This window comes from Pseudomonas sp. VA159-2 (assembly GCF_024126635.1).
GTDB classification, from domain to species: domain Bacteria; phylum Pseudomonadota; class Gammaproteobacteria; order Pseudomonadales; family Pseudomonadaceae; genus Aquipseudomonas; species Aquipseudomonas muyukensis.
The window spans coordinates 42,268-56,070 of sequence record NZ_JAMYBV010000004.1 but is presented as its reverse complement, the minus strand read 5'-3'; the positions used below and the strand labels follow the sequence as shown (position 1 = coordinate 56,070).

The window sequence follows — 13,803 nt, the reverse complement described above, 5'->3', positions numbered from 1 at the left end:
AGTCGGCCCTCTCGCAAGCCTGGGCTGTGCAACGATTTTCACGCAAGGGAGCCTGCCCACCATGTCATTACCCATCCGCATCGTGCTGGCCTGCAGCCTGTGCAGCGGCTTGTCCCTGTGTTTCCTGCCCCTGCCTTGCGCACTGGCAGGCACTGCCAGCCTGATGACGCAACCTACGCTCACTGGCAACTGGGGCGGACAGCGCCAGAAGCTGGAGGAGCAAGGTATAAAGCTGACGGGTGACTACACCTCGGAAACCCTTTCCAGCCTGAATGGCGGCATCAAGCGCGGCACCCGCTATGCACAACAGATACGTCTGGGCGCGCAGTTTGACTTGAGCAAACTGCTCGACATTCCAAATGCCGGTCGTGTGCAAGTGCTGGTCAATGATCGTCGCGGCCACAGTGCCACCGAGGACCTGATTGGCAACCGCATGTCCGCGCAAGAAATCTATGGGGGCGAGTACACCCGGCTGACGGAGTTGAGTTACCAGCGCAATCTGTTCTCCCCCGACTTGTCCGCCAAGGTTGGCTACATGGTCATGGGCACCGAGTTCGGTGGCATGCCGATCCTGGCCAACTTTGTCAGCGCCGGCTTTTGTGCACACCCGCTGACCATGTCCAGCGGCAGTGGCTGGGGTAACTACCCGACAGCCCACTGGGGTGGCGAGTTGCGGTATGACGTCAACCCGTCGCTGACGCTGCAAACGGCGTTGTTCCAAGTCAACCCGGAGTACAACGCGCGCGTATCCAAAGCCTTCGCCATGCCCGCCAATGGCACGACGGGCGCCATCATGCCACTGGAGGCGATCATCAATAACGGCGCCTTCCTCAACGGCCAGTACAAAGTGGGCTGGTACTACGATACATCCGATTACCCCAAGATTGGCGGCACCGGTAAAAGCAGCAGTCGTACAGGCGCTTACTTGCTGGTCGACCAGGCGATCTGGCGCGATGAGCAAGACCCAGCGAGTGCCCTACGGTTGTTCGGGCAAGCTGCCACCAGTAACGCTGCGACCTCACCCATGCGTCGCTGGTACTCCGTGGGCCTGGTTAGGCAAAAGCCGTTTGACAGCCGCCCGCAAGACTCCATTTCCTTTGGCTATGGCCGCGCCGTGATTAACCCGCGCACCCGCGATGTGCAGGAAGCCGGTGCAGAGCAATATTCCATGATCAGTGGTCTGGATAGCGGCGAGCAAGTGCTGGAGCTGAACTACGGTGCGCAAGTGACCCCTTGGCTACTGCTGCGCCCCGACGTGCAGTACTACATCGAGCCTGGTGCATTCTTTGGTAAACAAAGAGGAAACGCGCTGGCGGTTGGGTTGCAAATAAAAATGACGCTTTAGTGCTTTGCTTTGGCTTGCTCGCTGGCGGACACATCGGACTGTACCGCACTGCATAGGTCTCAATTCTTTGCGCAGTGTGCAATGCCCTGGTGCTCTACGCGGCCCGCGCTGGGCCTGCCCCGGGGCTAGCCTGCACCAGGGCTGGGCTTTGCACTATTTCGCGAGGCAAAGCGCGTCGGCGGGAGGGGAATAAGTGATTTTTCCGCGCAATTTTTTTCGCGAACAAAATTTTGGATATGCTGCAGCCATGGATGACTAGGCTTTGTACGAAAAGTATTGCCGCATGCAACGTAGGCTGCAGGCCAAGGTGACCATGGCTGCAAAGCTCTTGGCCAGCTTGTCATAGCGAGTGCCGATCCTGCGATTTTCTTTCAGCCAGCCAAACATCCGCTCAATGATGTTCCGTTGCCGGTATTTGGGCCGGTCAAACAGTCGGGGCAAGCCAGGTCGAGGTTTGCGCGGCATAGCGCGCAATGGGATTACCGGCTGCATTCGGTAACGGTCGCAGTACTGGCGCAGGTGCTCGGCATCGTATCCCTTGTCAGCCAGCAACCACCGGCTACGTTTACGCGGTCGTCCTGGCTTGCCAGCAATTTTTACAGCATCCAGCAGCGGCTGAGCGTGCAGCAGCGGCTGAGCGTGGGTTGCTCGGGGTACAGCACGCATCCGATATGATATTTCTTCGTTCGACTCCATAAATAACCCTCGAGGCCCTTAAAAAAGATCTGACAATCTAGATGCCATCAAGGCCTCTTCTTCCTCGATGCGCGAGTTATTCAGGTCAATAAACAGGGCGTAAAATCTGACGCCGGGTAATTCGCCTATTAGATTTATGCCGGATGGATTTTTATCATTTGCAGGAAATATCAATATTCCATGACTGGCGCTGTAAGAGGCGGCATAAGAAATAATTTGATTAAGGTCATCTCGGTCGGGAAGCTTTTCTATGGATTTATACTTTACGTCGATAACAATGGTAGAGTCACCACTGGTCTGAACAGATTTTAGAACAATATCTGGGGTGGCCATGATAGGGTTTTTTACTTGCGGAGGTGGAACTAGCAACGCTTTTTTCCCTCCATCTGCGCCGCCTTTATTTCCGTCCAAGACTTGAATGTCATTCCGGTATCGGTAAGCGGATCGCAAGACCTCAAGAGCATACCACTCAAAGGCTTCTGCAAGATTCAAAATCAGAGAGTTGGCGCTTGTAGAACCACTAAGTCCGAAGCTTAATCCTTTGCCGGAAATGAAGATCATTGCCAAGCCTACCGCGTCGCGATAGTTCTCTTTGAGGCACTCAATATTAAGGCTCGGATCGTGCTGCGCATTGTGCAGCTCGTAGTGATCTGAGACCTCTGCAAAAGAGTTAAGGGCGTACTGTATTGCAACTCGGCGATGCTTGTCCTTTACCATTTCCGGATTTTTTGAGAGACCCAAACAAACCTTTTTTAGGAAACGATTGGGGGGGTTGTCAATCATCCTCTCGTAGTGGGAAGCTACGACATGCATACCATTAAGTTTGGCCCGAGCTCTAATCGTTTTGTTGAAATTTATCTTTCCGGAGGGAAATAAGGTTTGCTCTTCTACTCTTGCATACTTTTTGTACAGTCCGGTATTTATAATCTCTTCAATGTGCTTTAGTAAGCAATCGATCAAGAATTCATTCAGGTTTTTTGACGAATAATCGTGGGGGGAATAGCGGCGCTTGAAGTTCTTAAGGATTTCGGGTTTGTGATTGGATAGGAAAACGAGCCGCTCCAAGTTGCTAATAGGCACCTTGGGGATTATATTAAGACTTAACTTGTCATTTACTGGAATGACGCCGACCCAACCTCCGGCCTGGAATATTGGCTTTCCTTTCTTGTATCGAATAGAAAAGAAGTTTCTTTCTAGAATCTCGGGGTAGGCAAGGAGTTCTCCACTCGGAAGTAGTAAGGATTCAGGAACGTCCATGTCCTTGAATTCCGCAATGGTTAGAGTCTTTGTATTCTCACTCTTCATGAAAAATACGATTCCATGCGGACTGGATTAGAGCCAGCTGCTCGGGATCATTCTTCAGTACTCTTTCAAAATGAAACGACAGCTGGTGATCCCATAGGCGCTTGAGACTATCATCATCTTTAACTTTCAAAAAATAGGCGTGGCCGAGACTGCATAACCGGTTTGAGTGTCGGGAGGTCATGAAGAAAAATTGTTCGAGTTTTCCTTTTCGCTCATCGCTCAAGCTACTCCCAGAAAGGGCGTCTCTCAGTAACTCAATTTTCGGTTCAAAATGAATTTTTGCAAATCGGCGTTCCAGGGCCATATCCAGTTCTTCGACTCCTCTATCCCATGGATTCATCGTACACAGGACCACCAAGTTGTCAGGGACAGAATAGGATCTACCAGAAGATAAAGTGAAATTCAGTTTTCGATTGGACTGTTCTAGGTAGGTTAGAGCTTCACCAAATACCCGGACGACATCAGTTCGGCTGAGCTCGTCGATGACAAGCACTGATGTTGAATCAGGATTGTTTCGTGCTGCCTCACATGCGCGTAGAAAAATCTTATCAACCAGATCAAATCCACCGCTTTCGTTAGGGATGTAGGACTCTACAAAATCCTCATACTGGTAGCCCGGATGAAACTGAATAAATTTTACAAGCTCCTGATCGCCGTCAGCCAATCTGAGAGCTATCTGTCTAGCAAACCAGCTTTTACTTGTTCCTGGGTCTCCCGTGAAGATAACGCCTCCATAGCCGTCATCCAGAAGCTGTAAGACCTTTAAGTAAATTTCATTGTCTTCTGCTATAAGGGATTGAAGTTTGACCGGAGGCAAGTTTGCTTGGCTAGCGCCTGTGGAAATGACTTTACGGTCAGGGCTGAATTTGTGCACCTTCAAGTCTTTGAAGTTTGCTAAATAAAACCCTTCCACCGAACTATTAGAGGCTGCGTTAGAGAGCAGGAAGACTGGGGTGGCGCTACCTGAAGCGCCTTTTGCTGCCTCCATAAAGAGTACGGTCTCTAAACCATTATACAAAAACTTCTGACAGTCGTTGATCAGCTTGTCTAATGCATTAGGGTCGGTCACAACATAGAGGACATGTTGTGCATCTTGAGGGCTTAGTTGCTCTTTTACTCTGTTGCCAGCTTGGCGCAGTTCGTTAACTATACTCGCGCGCGCGGTAGCGCCAAAATTTTGTGCATACCACTCTTTAATCAGTTTACCTTTGTTGTTGTTTTGAGAGTCAGCCTCTCGAAGGTATTGAATGGCCTCAAAAAAATCATTTAGCGAAATCGAGCTCAAATCCATTTTACCTAAATCCTGAATGATTGCTTAGTATTTCCAGAAAGCCTGCCGGGTACTTAAGATTGCCTTTATATGCTCTAGAAAGAAATCCCGTCGTTGCACGTATTGAGAGAGGCTTAACGGGGTGTAGCAGAAATTCTGATATTCGAGCGATTTTAGAATCAAAAGGCCAGTCTGAGCTACTGGACTCATACCTTTGCTTATTGATGGACCATGCAGCCATAGGCCATTTTTGTCCTAAAGGCCGATCTTTTGAAGCGTCGTATTCCACCGGCCTCAAGGTTTTCTTTGCAATCCATTCCGAAACGTTAACGGTTACAGAGTTTCCAAGCAAACGCCATCTAATTGATGGTTTAGCGATTTCCTCAGCTGGCTTAGTCCAATCCTCGTAGAAGCCTTGTACTCGTTCAGCATCTCTAATATCTGGCGTTCCAACTAATCCATCTGGGAAACAGATTGCAGGCGGGGAGGGTATACCGATGGTGGAGCCAGCCTTAAGCGGGGGAATGGCATTTTTATTTAGCCCGGCAGCAAACGCACCTTCTGTCCAGTAAAAGCCAATCGGTTCTTCGATTGAAAGTTCTTTAAGCGATTCCGGCTTACCGCTGTCATCAGAGAGAATGACGTTTCTAGGGTCTTCTTCACGGGATGCAACAAAATAAACCCGATGGCGGCGTTGAGGTACGCCAAAAGACTGGGAGTCAATAACTCGATAAGCCCAGTTGTAACCAAGTTGCTCGAAGCTCTCAACTATCCGTCTCATGGCCTCACCTTTGTTTAGGTGAAGCATGAACCGGACATTTTCAATAATCACCCATTTAGGATGATTGGTTTTGAGTACTCTGAAAACTTCATCTACCAATGAGGACTGACTGCCGTTGATTCCTACCTTGTTTCCTGAGGAACTAAGGTTTTGGCATGGAAAGCCAGCACATAATACATCTGCGCCGCGCAGCGATGACACATCTCGAACGTCGTCGATAAGTTCTACGTTGGGGAACCGGACTTTCAAAACATGCGCAGCTACCGGGTCGATCTCACATAGCATCTGAGATTGAAAACCATTTAGATGGAAGCCAAGCTCCAACCCCCCAATGCCTGAAAATAATCCGCAAACCTTAGGTTTCAAGTCTTGTAACTTTTCGAGATTCATATGCGATTGTCACATATCAGACTATAAGCAAATATATAAGAAAGCTTGGGTGGCACCGCGTTACCGATTATTTTCGCGATTGCAGTTCTAGACCCTGCAGCGTTAAATTTAAAATAATCTGGGAAGAACTGCAGTCGAGCTGCTTCTCTGGCAGTCAGTGTACGCCTGCGACTCGGATGCACGTAGCGGCCCATGCACATGCTATAAAAGCCACTTGTGATAGTTTGCGATGGCTCACTCCATTTTAACCGACCATAAATGCTTTTGTAGGAGTGATTGCCATGGGCATGGCAGGGCGGTCTCATATGATTTGGTAGGTCATCTATATCGTTGTCAAAAAGATAGTTAATTCTAGCCATGTTGTCCTTCGATGGCTTAGAAGGAGTTTCTTCCAAATTCGGCGAATGACTATCTTCGAGGTCTTTAATGGCCCATTCCAAGTTGCGCACGGGTGTAGTGAATCGCTCGACCGCCTTTGTAATGCCTTCAGTGGCTGATTTAGAAGCAACTATTATTAGTCTGCGGCGAGTTTGAGGAACCCCAATAACCGTTAGGTCTACAGGGGCCATTTCGACTCGATAGCCAAGCTCCTGAAGAGCGGAAATCGTCTTGTGAACAACGCCATTTTTATCATGGCGCGCCCCCAAGACATTTTCGATTATAATATGAGAAGGTTGGAGCACGTAAGCCGCACGAGCCATTATGAAATACAGGCTGTTTTTGGGGTCATTCCGTCTCGAATAATTATTTAAATCTGAGTGTCCTTGGCATGGTGGTCCGCCGACTAGAATATCGACTTTCCCCACCTGAGCTCTCAACTGTTGCTCTGTATCCGTAAGGTCATCAAATTGATCAGAGCTACTAAACAGGTCGCTAACGTTCGCTTGAATCGCGTTGGCGAACTTAAAATTCTCTTTGTATACTTTTACAGCCGTTGGTTCAAAGTCGACAGCTAATGGGATATGCAAGCTTAAACCGAGATCATAAGCTGCCTCAGCGATCCCAAGGGAAATCCCTCCTGCACCACAAAAAAGGTCTACAAGAGAAAGCCCAGGGCCTTTGCTACAAAAGGGCGGCACGTGTTGCTTTCGCAAAAAGTCATGGTCTGAGCCATTGATTTGCTTACCTACCCCCGCAGAAACTGGAGCAAATAGGTCACCCGTTGCTGGTTCGCAACCGCTCCCAGGAATAGTGAACAGGTCATTCATCAACAGAAACCTTTGTTGTATTGCCGAGCGTGTCAGAAGAAATGGCCTGCAGAGATAGCTCCAGCCCAAGAATTTTAAGAATGGCAAGCAGCTTTCTGGACCCAAGCTCCTCCGATCGTCCGCGCTCGAAGCGGGAAAGGCACTCCTGAGATATTCCGGCCTCAATTGCCACAAGACCTTGTTTTAGCCCTAGCCGGTGTCTACGTTCAGCGACCGCTCGGCCTAGCTCTTGGACCGTCCGCAAGGGCGTTTCCTCACCAATTTGATGATGGGCAGGATACTTTTTTTTGACGTAAATGTCAAAATCAGGCGATGGTAATAAAGCCCTACATCGGACCGTTATCGTCGTTTGGTTCCTGGATACCATTGTCCTCTGGAAAGGCGTTGCGTATATATTCGAGCATTAGTTCTTTTTCGTCACAAATAATATCGTTAGATATTTCCTCTAACAATTTCATTGCGTAGGGTCGATTCTTTTGTAGTAGTTCAATAAAGTATCGTTGGTGTGCAAGGTCTTTCAATTGCAGTTCTCTATAGTCCATTTTTTATTTCTAGTACAGGATATTAAGCTTCGGTCGCAATTTTAGAGTTGGGTTCCAACCGGCCGCGTGCATATCCCGCATCAACTAGTTCGGGCTGTCGCCTGCGTTACCTCAGGGTCCTTGCTTAGGCTTTCCTAACTATTCGTGACATGATGGCAAGAATCTCAGCCTGCAGCTTTCGGAAGTCATTCATCGTTGCTTCCACGTCCATCGGTCTTGCTCCTTCGCCGCGCTTTTCTGCGAGCCAGAGTTTTAATAGTCCCGCGACCCTTCCCAGATCGCCATTTACTTTGCACAGATCGGCAACCGCGCGCAGGTCAACGACGGATCGTATGGGAGTGTTGCGGCCAACAGCCGTAAGGTACCCGGACAGCGATAGGTTGGCCTGACGGGCCTTATCCTCGATCTCTGAGCGCTCGTCTTCCGACACCCACACCTTGATGGGCGGCAACTCCCGTCGAGGGGTAGGCTTTTGATCTTTTAACATATTGTCTTCTCCAGCTTTCAATAGTCGCGGCAGCGACGGTAAGCCTCGCAGAGCAAGATCCGTCGAACCGCAGGTGAGTAAGGGGCGGTGTTGGAGGTCGTAGCTGCGAAGCAGCGTAGGCCTACAACACACATCTTGCCGGCTTGTTGTAAGCGATTAAAGGAAATTTAAACCCCAAAATCTACCATCTGAATTAAATTTCACTAAATTGCTTAAAGTTGCCTTGAGTTGCCTTGAGTTGCCTTGAGTTGCATATGGTTGCGTCCGATTTCATTAGCTTTCGCTGCTCAGCTATTCAGTGTTTTCTTAGATTTTCATTCGTGCTAAAACCAATTGCATTAGCAGGGGGAGCCGATGCGAAGTGATAGTCTAAAGCGTATCAAGAGAAGAGGTGGGCGCGCCGAATTCTTCTCGATCAAGGAAGAGTTGGAGGCGAAAATACTGCTTGGTTACACGCTTAAAAATCTTTACGCCCAATATGTTGATAGATTTAGTTTTGGATATGTTCAGTTCACACGATACGTATCTCGCTACTGCAAGAAATCAAGGTCATTTGTCATGACGGGCTCACATTGGAGACAAGAATGAAGAAAGTATTTAGATTAATAGCTGCGGTTTCTGTTTTTATCTTTACGCAGCAGAATGCTTTCGCTATCTACTGCGCAAATTGTTCTACATTTTATCAGCAAATGTTTGAATATGCGGAGCAGGTCAACACGGCGCTGAATACGGCCGAGCAGTTACAAACGCAGATTCAGCAGTATCAAATTATGGTAACTCAAGGTAGGGGCTTGCCCGATTCGGTGTTCGGCAGCATCGCGGCCGATCTTAAAAACGTAATGAAAATCTACGATCGCTCGCAGGCGTTGGGCCGCCAAATCCAGAATATGGATTCGCAGTTCAACACGGCTTTCCCCGGCTTCAATTCGTACCTGAATCAAGTTGCCAACTCGGCTGAGTCACTGGCACAAGATCGCTATCAGACTTGGTCTGAGCAAGGCCGCGATAACGTGAAAGCTGCGCTAGAAGCGGCGAACCTCAATACCAGCACCTTTGAGTCTGAGGGCGAGCAGCTTGACCGCATGATGATCCGTTCACAGTCAGCTGTGGGCCGGATGCAAGCACTTCAGGCGGGCAACGAAATAGCCTCACAGAACGTACAGCAGTTGCAAAAGCTGCGCGATTTGGTGGCTACGCAAATCAACATGCAGGGCAACTATCTGGCTCAGCAGGGGGACCGTACAGCAGCCAGCGAAGCTACCGAACAGCAGTTTGAAGCGCGCAAAAATACACGCGGCGGCGTGAAGGGGTACTGAGAATGACTGTTTCGAAATGGCTCATCGCGTTGATCTGCTCCGGCTCTGCACTAACCGGTTCTATGATCACTGCGGCGGTTCAACGCAACAGCGAGTGCACATCGGTGGCGGAGCAGAAACAGCAACACCGCGACGCTGATGCCTCGTTTGAAGCGCGACCGAACACTCGCGGCGGAGTTAAGGGGTACTAGTTATGGATCGTCGCCTACTGTTCTTCCTCGTCTTGGCGGGTGTATTCGTGAGCGGAGATGCAATGGCCGCGACCGACCTTTCCCATGCCGACACTTCGGTCCAAGGCCTACTCGACCTCGTTTTGCAGCAGTCGCACCAGTGGTCAGGAAAACTGTATGACTACGCGATCAGATTATTCTGGCTGTTGGCCTCGATTCAGTTCATCTGGACGTTCATGCCTCTAGTCATGAAGCAAGCCGACCTCGGCGAGATTGTCAGCGAGCTACTGCGGTTCGTCCTGGTGGTCGGTTTCTTCCTTGCCGTTATGAAGTACTCGGTGGAATGGTCATCTGCCATTGTCGATAGCTTCCGCGATGCGGCGGCATCTGCGAGCGGCCTCGAGCGCCCGTTAGAACCCGGCGATATGCTGGCGGTTGCGCTGGATTTTGGCCGCACCATGGTGAAGGGCATATCTGTGTTTTCGCCGGCCAAAGGAATCCTGATCGCAGTTTGCGCAATCCTTGTATTGGCGTGTTTCGCCTTCATCGCTGCATTCATGTTCGTAACGCTCGTAGAGTCTTACGTAATCATCAATGCTTCGGTGCTGTTCTTTGGCTTTGGCGGCTCACAATGGACGCGTGATTTTGCAATCGCTCCAATGCGTTTCACCGTCGCAATCGGAGCCAAGCTGTTCGTCTTAACGCTGATTGTCGGCCTAATCGTTCAGTCGGCCAAGCAGTGGTTGACCGCCTACACCAATGACGAAGCATCGTTGATGACGATGGTTGGTCTGGCCTTGGTGTGCTGCTATCTGACAAAGACCATTCCTGACCTGATCGGCGGCATGATAAGTGGCACCTCGATGGGGGGTGGCTCAGCCATCGGTGGTATGGCGGCGGCTGGTGCTGCCGGTGCAGCGGCGGCAATCGCGACCATCGCCACCGCCGGGGCGGCCGCTCCTGCCGCTGCCGGTGCTCTCGGTGCTGCTGGCAGCAGTGGTGCTGCCGGTGCAGCGGGTGCCGGTGGCATCAGCAGTGGCGGTCTGGCAGGGGCTATCAACTCCAGCTTTGCCGGTGGTGCCGCTTCGTCTGTAGGTGGTGCAACGTCCTCCGGCGTGGGGGCCAACACTGGCGGCGGCGCAGCGACCAAGGGGGCAAGCTCCGCAGGTGCGAGGACTGGCGGTGGTGCAGCTACCCCATCGGCTACGCCCAGCAACGGCGTCCAACAGGCCGCTAAGCAGGCGAGGAAGGCCGCGCAGAGTGGCGATGACAATGATCAAAAAGCGGCACCAAAGGGTGGGACTGTTAGTTCCGGCAACGCACTGTCCCAAGCGGCCAATGGTGGGGCAAAAGCACTCGGCGTGATCGCCTCGCTGTCAGTGCCCGGCATGGAGAATGCGCACTCAGTGTCTCTTGGTGCTGGTGTTCCAACATCAGCTCTCGGCGAAGCCAGATCGACCACAAGCGCAGAACCGCCTGGGGAAACGATAGGCGGGGAATCCAACGTCATCCGACCAGATGAGGACACCAGCTCGAATCTGGGGCGCCTCGACGTTCCGAGCATGGCCACGAGCAACGACCAACCGGAGAAATAACCATGAATGAAATTCTGATATTCGCTGGATTCGTAGTTCTCACTTCGACCTCGGCCGTCGGTCTGTGGGCGCTCGGCCGATATCTGCGTAGCAAAGGTTATGGGCCGCAGCTGGATAAGCTGAATCGCCAATTCACGGCCATACAGCTTCGAATCAGACCGCTTGCCTTGTCTGCCTCTTATCGCATGTTTGCGGGCACGCAGATCCTGAATCGTCTACCTCTCCTGGGAAGTAAGAGTAGCGTCGCTCTGAACCATCAAGTGTTGATTGCCATTCAGGCCGTGCAGGAAGCACAGAAACGAGAGAAGCCCAACAATCGCTAATTGCCGACCAGCCTCCTAGACAACCCCGCCTATGTGTGGGGTTCATTCCAATCCAGCCTCTCCTGTCTCGTAGCGAGCTTTAGGAGGATCGCAGGACCACCTCCACCATCTACACGGATAAAGGCCATCCAAAGCTCAGGGCTTTGTCATTAGTAATACGCACGGACTTTGAACAGTCTGATACGCCCACCTTACAGGCTCTGAGCTGCGTCTTGAGCGACACTCGACCCTGACATCACCAGACCCCTTGATGAGCGCAATGGAACGGCCTACGGCCACCTCTCGTCGTTTTAATGTCTATTTAGATTTTGCAGAGGGGGCTACATGCCAGGCTCGAAGCGGTGGGTGTACGACGGGACAGCTTCTTCTTTTGGTGCCCAAGGGCCGTAGGCCTACTGGCAAGGCCGGACCGCGCCTAAGCGCGGGCTGCGCCGCGCAGAACTGAATATCCTGAATATCCTGCCAAGTCCGAGCGGGTGTGCGACGTTTCGGGCGGGTGTGCAACGCTATCGGGCGGATGTGCAACGCTATCGGGCGGGTATGCGACGCTTCAAGCTTCACCAGTACCTTTTTTCTTAACCCTCACGCCGTCCAGAATCAGGCCTAACGCTTTCAACTCGGCGGCGTCTTCCCTCAACCTGTACCGCGCATCGCGCATCGCCTTACTCTGCATCGCACCGGCCACAGCCACGATGACGGTGTCAAGATACCAGCCACCTGACGGCTCAAACTTGTGGCTCAAAACGTGCCGCGCAACCGCTTGGCTAATGCCATGCTGGAGACGGGCAATGGGGGCCGGGTCGTAGTACAAACTCAAATCATGCTCAAGTAGCATTACCAATGCTACGCCAAGCCGCACCCGCCACAGATTTCGCTCTCCCCTTGTAAGCGGATCAAGCCGCGTCATCGGCGAAGGGATAACGTGATCGATCAATCCGCCGATTATTGGAAAATCGAATTGTGGCGTTTCGATTGTGATCGTCGCAGCTCGCAGTTCGGCCAACAGCTTTTCGATCTGTGTAAAGCTGTAGCGGCTGTCGGACAGTGTTTTTCTCACCCGAGCGGGGTCTACTAGAAGCTCCACCCCGCCATCAGAAGCATCGCGCCGCCGTTCAGCGCAATACAATATCGCTTCGACTATATCGGCGTGTCTCTGGCCTAGTCTGCCTGTCACACGGCAGCGACCGAATGACGTATCGGCCCAGTCACTCTCCCGTAATCGAGGGCGCTGGCTAGGTTGATAGAGCATCACGCGCGCCTGCGCGCTTGTACTGGTGGGGGTCACTGCATTACCACCGCTCATCGTCGCCTCCATTGACGATGTGCAGAGTTCCTCCCCTCTTCGTCTCCAGCAGTTCCACTGGTACAAGGACGCCGCCGTCATGGCGCTTGTACCATTGATCGACTGGGGTGGCGTCGTAGTTCTGTTTGCTAACACCGAAGCGGACAAACAAGCTCCTTCGGTCATTGCCGATCGGCTGTCGATCATAGGCGCGGTCGCTGAGGGTCTTGGCCTGTTCCTCTGTCATTTTTGCGACGAAGCCGCACCAACGGGCGTTGTCGATCAGGGCGGAGGCGCCCCGCGCCGCCTGCTGCTGGTCAGTCTGCCCCTCACGGGCACTCCCTTTGCTGACGTGATGCAAGTACAGGACGGATGCCCCAGTGCTCGTCGCGACGCACTCCAGCGTGGCGACAAGTCGTGCCATATCGCCGTTGCTGTTTTCGTCCCTATCGTGAATCCGGCTTAGAGTATCCAGCACGATCAAGCGTGCACCGGCGCAGAATTCGATAACGCGGGCAAGATGCTGGCCATCCATCACGTTCATCCGTATGCCCATGATGGGCTGGACGATCAGGTTCTCCGCGATGGCTTCACGTGCCCGCTGATTCAGGTGCTGGCCGATCGCATGGATTCGGCGGACCAGTGCGACTTCTGGGTCTTCTCCAGCGAAATACACCACGCGGCCAGCGCATGTAGGACCAAGCCCTACTAGATCACCACCGGCAACGCTGCATGCGATCGACATGGCCGCTTCGAGTGCCCAATAGCTCTTCCCGGTGGCTCCTGGGGCAACCAAAGCTCCTACTGTGCCAGCGAGGAAGCCGGGCCATATGAAATCAAGCACCGGCGGGTCACTTTCAAAAGCTGCGGTTAGATCGATGGTCATCAAATACGCCCCTCATCTTCGAATGAGTCTGCGCTAAGGACCTCAGCAATTTGAGAGGTCCGGAAGTAGACTCTGCGGCCTATCTTCAGACGGGCTCTGTTGATAGGGAGGGTCCAAGGGTTTTGCGTTCTCAGGCTGATTCTTAGGCCATCTGGTGAGCGATCCAAGATCGTCGCCAACTGAGGCAAGCTCAATAGTGGTCCAAAT

General features: G+C 51.9%; 14 protein-coding genes. 5 read left to right on the top strand and 9 right to left on the bottom strand.

Annotated features, from left to right (window positions below; all coding sequences use genetic code 11):
- The first annotated feature begins 61 nt into the window (after positions 1–61).
- Positions 62–1,345 carry a carbohydrate porin gene (locus NJG22_RS05400; RefSeq protein WP_253093122.1) on the top strand — a complete coding sequence of 428 codons (1,284 nt, stop codon included), beginning with the start codon at positions 62–64 and terminating at the stop codon, positions 1,343–1,345.
- A gap of 255 nt (positions 1,346–1,600) precedes the next feature.
- On the opposite strand, the gene NJG22_RS05395 is transcribed toward NJG22_RS05400, so the two are convergent.
- The 7 genes from NJG22_RS05395 to NJG22_RS05370 all read right to left on the bottom strand — a co-directional run bounded on the left by NJG22_RS05395 (position 1,601) and on the right by NJG22_RS05370 (position 8,024).
- Entirely contained in the window at positions 1,601–2,011 is a 411-nt protein-coding gene (locus NJG22_RS05395) for a transposase (protein WP_290444545.1), read from the bottom strand.
- A gap of 48 nt (positions 2,012–2,059) precedes the next feature.
- Complete coding sequence (locus tag NJG22_RS05390; protein WP_253093121.1) at positions 2,060–3,346, bottom strand: McrC family protein; 1,287 nt, start codon at positions 3,344–3,346, stop codon at positions 2,060–2,062.
- On the bottom strand, positions 3,336–4,637 hold the full coding sequence (locus NJG22_RS05385) for an AAA family ATPase (RefSeq protein WP_253093120.1): 1,302 nt from the start codon (positions 4,635–4,637) through the stop codon (positions 3,336–3,338). The genes NJG22_RS05390 and NJG22_RS05385 overlap by 11 nt, the downstream gene beginning before the upstream one ends.
- 1 nt (position 4,638) lies before the next feature.
- Positions 4,639–5,787, bottom strand: coding sequence for a DNA (cytosine-5-)-methyltransferase (gene dcm, locus NJG22_RS05380; protein WP_253093119.1), 1,149 nt, complete (start codon positions 5,785–5,787; stop codon positions 4,639–4,641).
- Positions 5,784–6,995, bottom strand: a complete 1,212-nt coding sequence (locus NJG22_RS05375) for a DNA cytosine methyltransferase (protein WP_253093118.1) — start codon at positions 6,993–6,995, stop codon at positions 5,784–5,786. The genes dcm and NJG22_RS05375 overlap by 4 nt, the downstream gene beginning before the upstream one ends.
- On the bottom strand, positions 6,988–7,362 hold the full coding sequence (locus tag NJG22_RS24640) for a helix-turn-helix transcriptional regulator (RefSeq protein WP_366518785.1): 375 nt from the start codon (positions 7,360–7,362) through the stop codon (positions 6,988–6,990). The genes NJG22_RS05375 and NJG22_RS24640 overlap by 8 nt, the downstream gene beginning before the upstream one ends.
- Positions 7,363–7,661: 299 nt before the next feature.
- Positions 7,662–8,024, bottom strand: a complete 363-nt coding sequence (locus NJG22_RS05370) for a CopG family transcriptional regulator (RefSeq protein ID WP_253093117.1) — start codon at positions 8,022–8,024, stop codon at positions 7,662–7,664.
- 354 nt (positions 8,025–8,378) lie between these two features.
- On the opposite strand from NJG22_RS05370, the gene NJG22_RS24635 reads away from it, so the two are divergent.
- The 4 genes from NJG22_RS24635 to NJG22_RS05355 all read left to right on the top strand — a co-directional run bounded on the left by NJG22_RS24635 (position 8,379) and on the right by NJG22_RS05355 (position 11,428).
- Positions 8,379–8,612, top strand: coding sequence for a TraK family protein (locus NJG22_RS24635; protein ID WP_366518784.1), 234 nt, complete (start codon positions 8,379–8,381; stop codon positions 8,610–8,612).
- Entirely contained in the window at positions 8,609–9,340 is a 732-nt protein-coding gene (gene trbJ, locus NJG22_RS05365; RefSeq protein ID WP_253093116.1) for a P-type conjugative transfer protein TrbJ, read from the top strand. The genes NJG22_RS24635 and trbJ overlap by 4 nt, the downstream gene beginning before the upstream one ends.
- 193 nt (positions 9,341–9,533) lie before the next feature.
- Positions 9,534–11,105 (top strand): P-type conjugative transfer protein TrbL, encoded by a 1,572-nt coding sequence (gene trbL / locus NJG22_RS05360; protein WP_253093115.1) that lies wholly within the window; start codon positions 9,534–9,536, stop codon positions 11,103–11,105.
- A gap of 2 nt (positions 11,106–11,107) precedes the next feature.
- Positions 11,108–11,428, top strand: coding sequence for a hypothetical protein (locus tag NJG22_RS05355; RefSeq protein WP_253093114.1), 321 nt, complete (start codon positions 11,108–11,110; stop codon positions 11,426–11,428).
- 550 nt (positions 11,429–11,978) lie between these two features.
- Here the strand turns inward: NJG22_RS05355 and NJG22_RS05350 are convergent.
- Both NJG22_RS05350 and NJG22_RS05345 read right to left on the bottom strand, forming a co-directional pair.
- Positions 11,979–12,731 carry an ABC transporter ATPase gene (locus NJG22_RS05350; protein ID WP_253093113.1) on the bottom strand — a complete coding sequence of 251 codons (753 nt, stop codon included), beginning with the start codon at positions 12,729–12,731 and terminating at the stop codon, positions 11,979–11,981.
- Positions 12,718–13,596, bottom strand: a complete 879-nt coding sequence (locus tag NJG22_RS05345) for a helicase RepA family protein (RefSeq protein ID WP_253093112.1) — start codon at positions 13,594–13,596, stop codon at positions 12,718–12,720. The genes NJG22_RS05350 and NJG22_RS05345 overlap by 14 nt, the downstream gene beginning before the upstream one ends.
- Positions 13,597–13,803: the final 207 nt, after the last annotated feature.

What these genes read in the sequence shown, in the direction of transcription:
- NJG22_RS05400 (WP_253093122.1), top strand. Translation starts at nt 62, where the DNA reads ATGTCATTACCCATCCGCATCGTGCTGGCCTGCAGCCTGTGCAGCGGC.
- NJG22_RS05395 (WP_290444545.1), bottom strand. Translation starts at nt 2,011, where the DNA reads ATGCGTGCTGTACCCCGAGCAACCCACGCTCAGCCGCTGCTGCACGCT.
- NJG22_RS05390 (WP_253093121.1), bottom strand. Translation starts at nt 3,346, where the DNA reads ATGAAGAGTGAGAATACAAAGACTCTAACCATTGCGGAATTCAAGGAC.
- NJG22_RS05385 (WP_253093120.1), bottom strand. Translation starts at nt 4,637, where the DNA reads ATGGATTTGAGCTCGATTTCGCTAAATGATTTTTTTGAGGCCATTCAA.
- dcm (WP_253093119.1), bottom strand. Translation starts at nt 5,787, where the DNA reads ATGAATCTCGAAAAGTTACAAGACTTGAAACCTAAGGTTTGCGGATTA.
- NJG22_RS05375 (WP_253093118.1), bottom strand. Translation starts at nt 6,995, where the DNA reads ATGAATGACCTGTTCACTATTCCTGGGAGCGGTTGCGAACCAGCAACG.
- NJG22_RS24640 (WP_366518785.1), bottom strand. Translation starts at nt 7,362, where the DNA reads ATGGTATCCAGGAACCAAACGACGATAACGGTCCGATGTAGGGCTTTA.
- NJG22_RS05370 (WP_253093117.1), bottom strand. Translation starts at nt 8,024, where the DNA reads ATGTTAAAAGATCAAAAGCCTACCCCTCGACGGGAGTTGCCGCCCATC.
- NJG22_RS24635 (WP_366518784.1), top strand. Translation starts at nt 8,379, where the DNA reads ATGCGAAGTGATAGTCTAAAGCGTATCAAGAGAAGAGGTGGGCGCGCC.
- trbJ (WP_253093116.1), top strand. Translation starts at nt 8,609, where the DNA reads ATGAAGAAAGTATTTAGATTAATAGCTGCGGTTTCTGTTTTTATCTTT.
- trbL (WP_253093115.1), top strand. Translation starts at nt 9,534, where the DNA reads ATGGATCGTCGCCTACTGTTCTTCCTCGTCTTGGCGGGTGTATTCGTG.
- NJG22_RS05355 (WP_253093114.1), top strand. Translation starts at nt 11,108, where the DNA reads ATGAATGAAATTCTGATATTCGCTGGATTCGTAGTTCTCACTTCGACC.
- NJG22_RS05350 (WP_253093113.1), bottom strand. Translation starts at nt 12,731, where the DNA reads ATGAGCGGTGGTAATGCAGTGACCCCCACCAGTACAAGCGCGCAGGCG.
- NJG22_RS05345 (WP_253093112.1), bottom strand. Translation starts at nt 13,596, where the DNA reads ATGACCATCGATCTAACCGCAGCTTTTGAAAGTGACCCGCCGGTGCTT.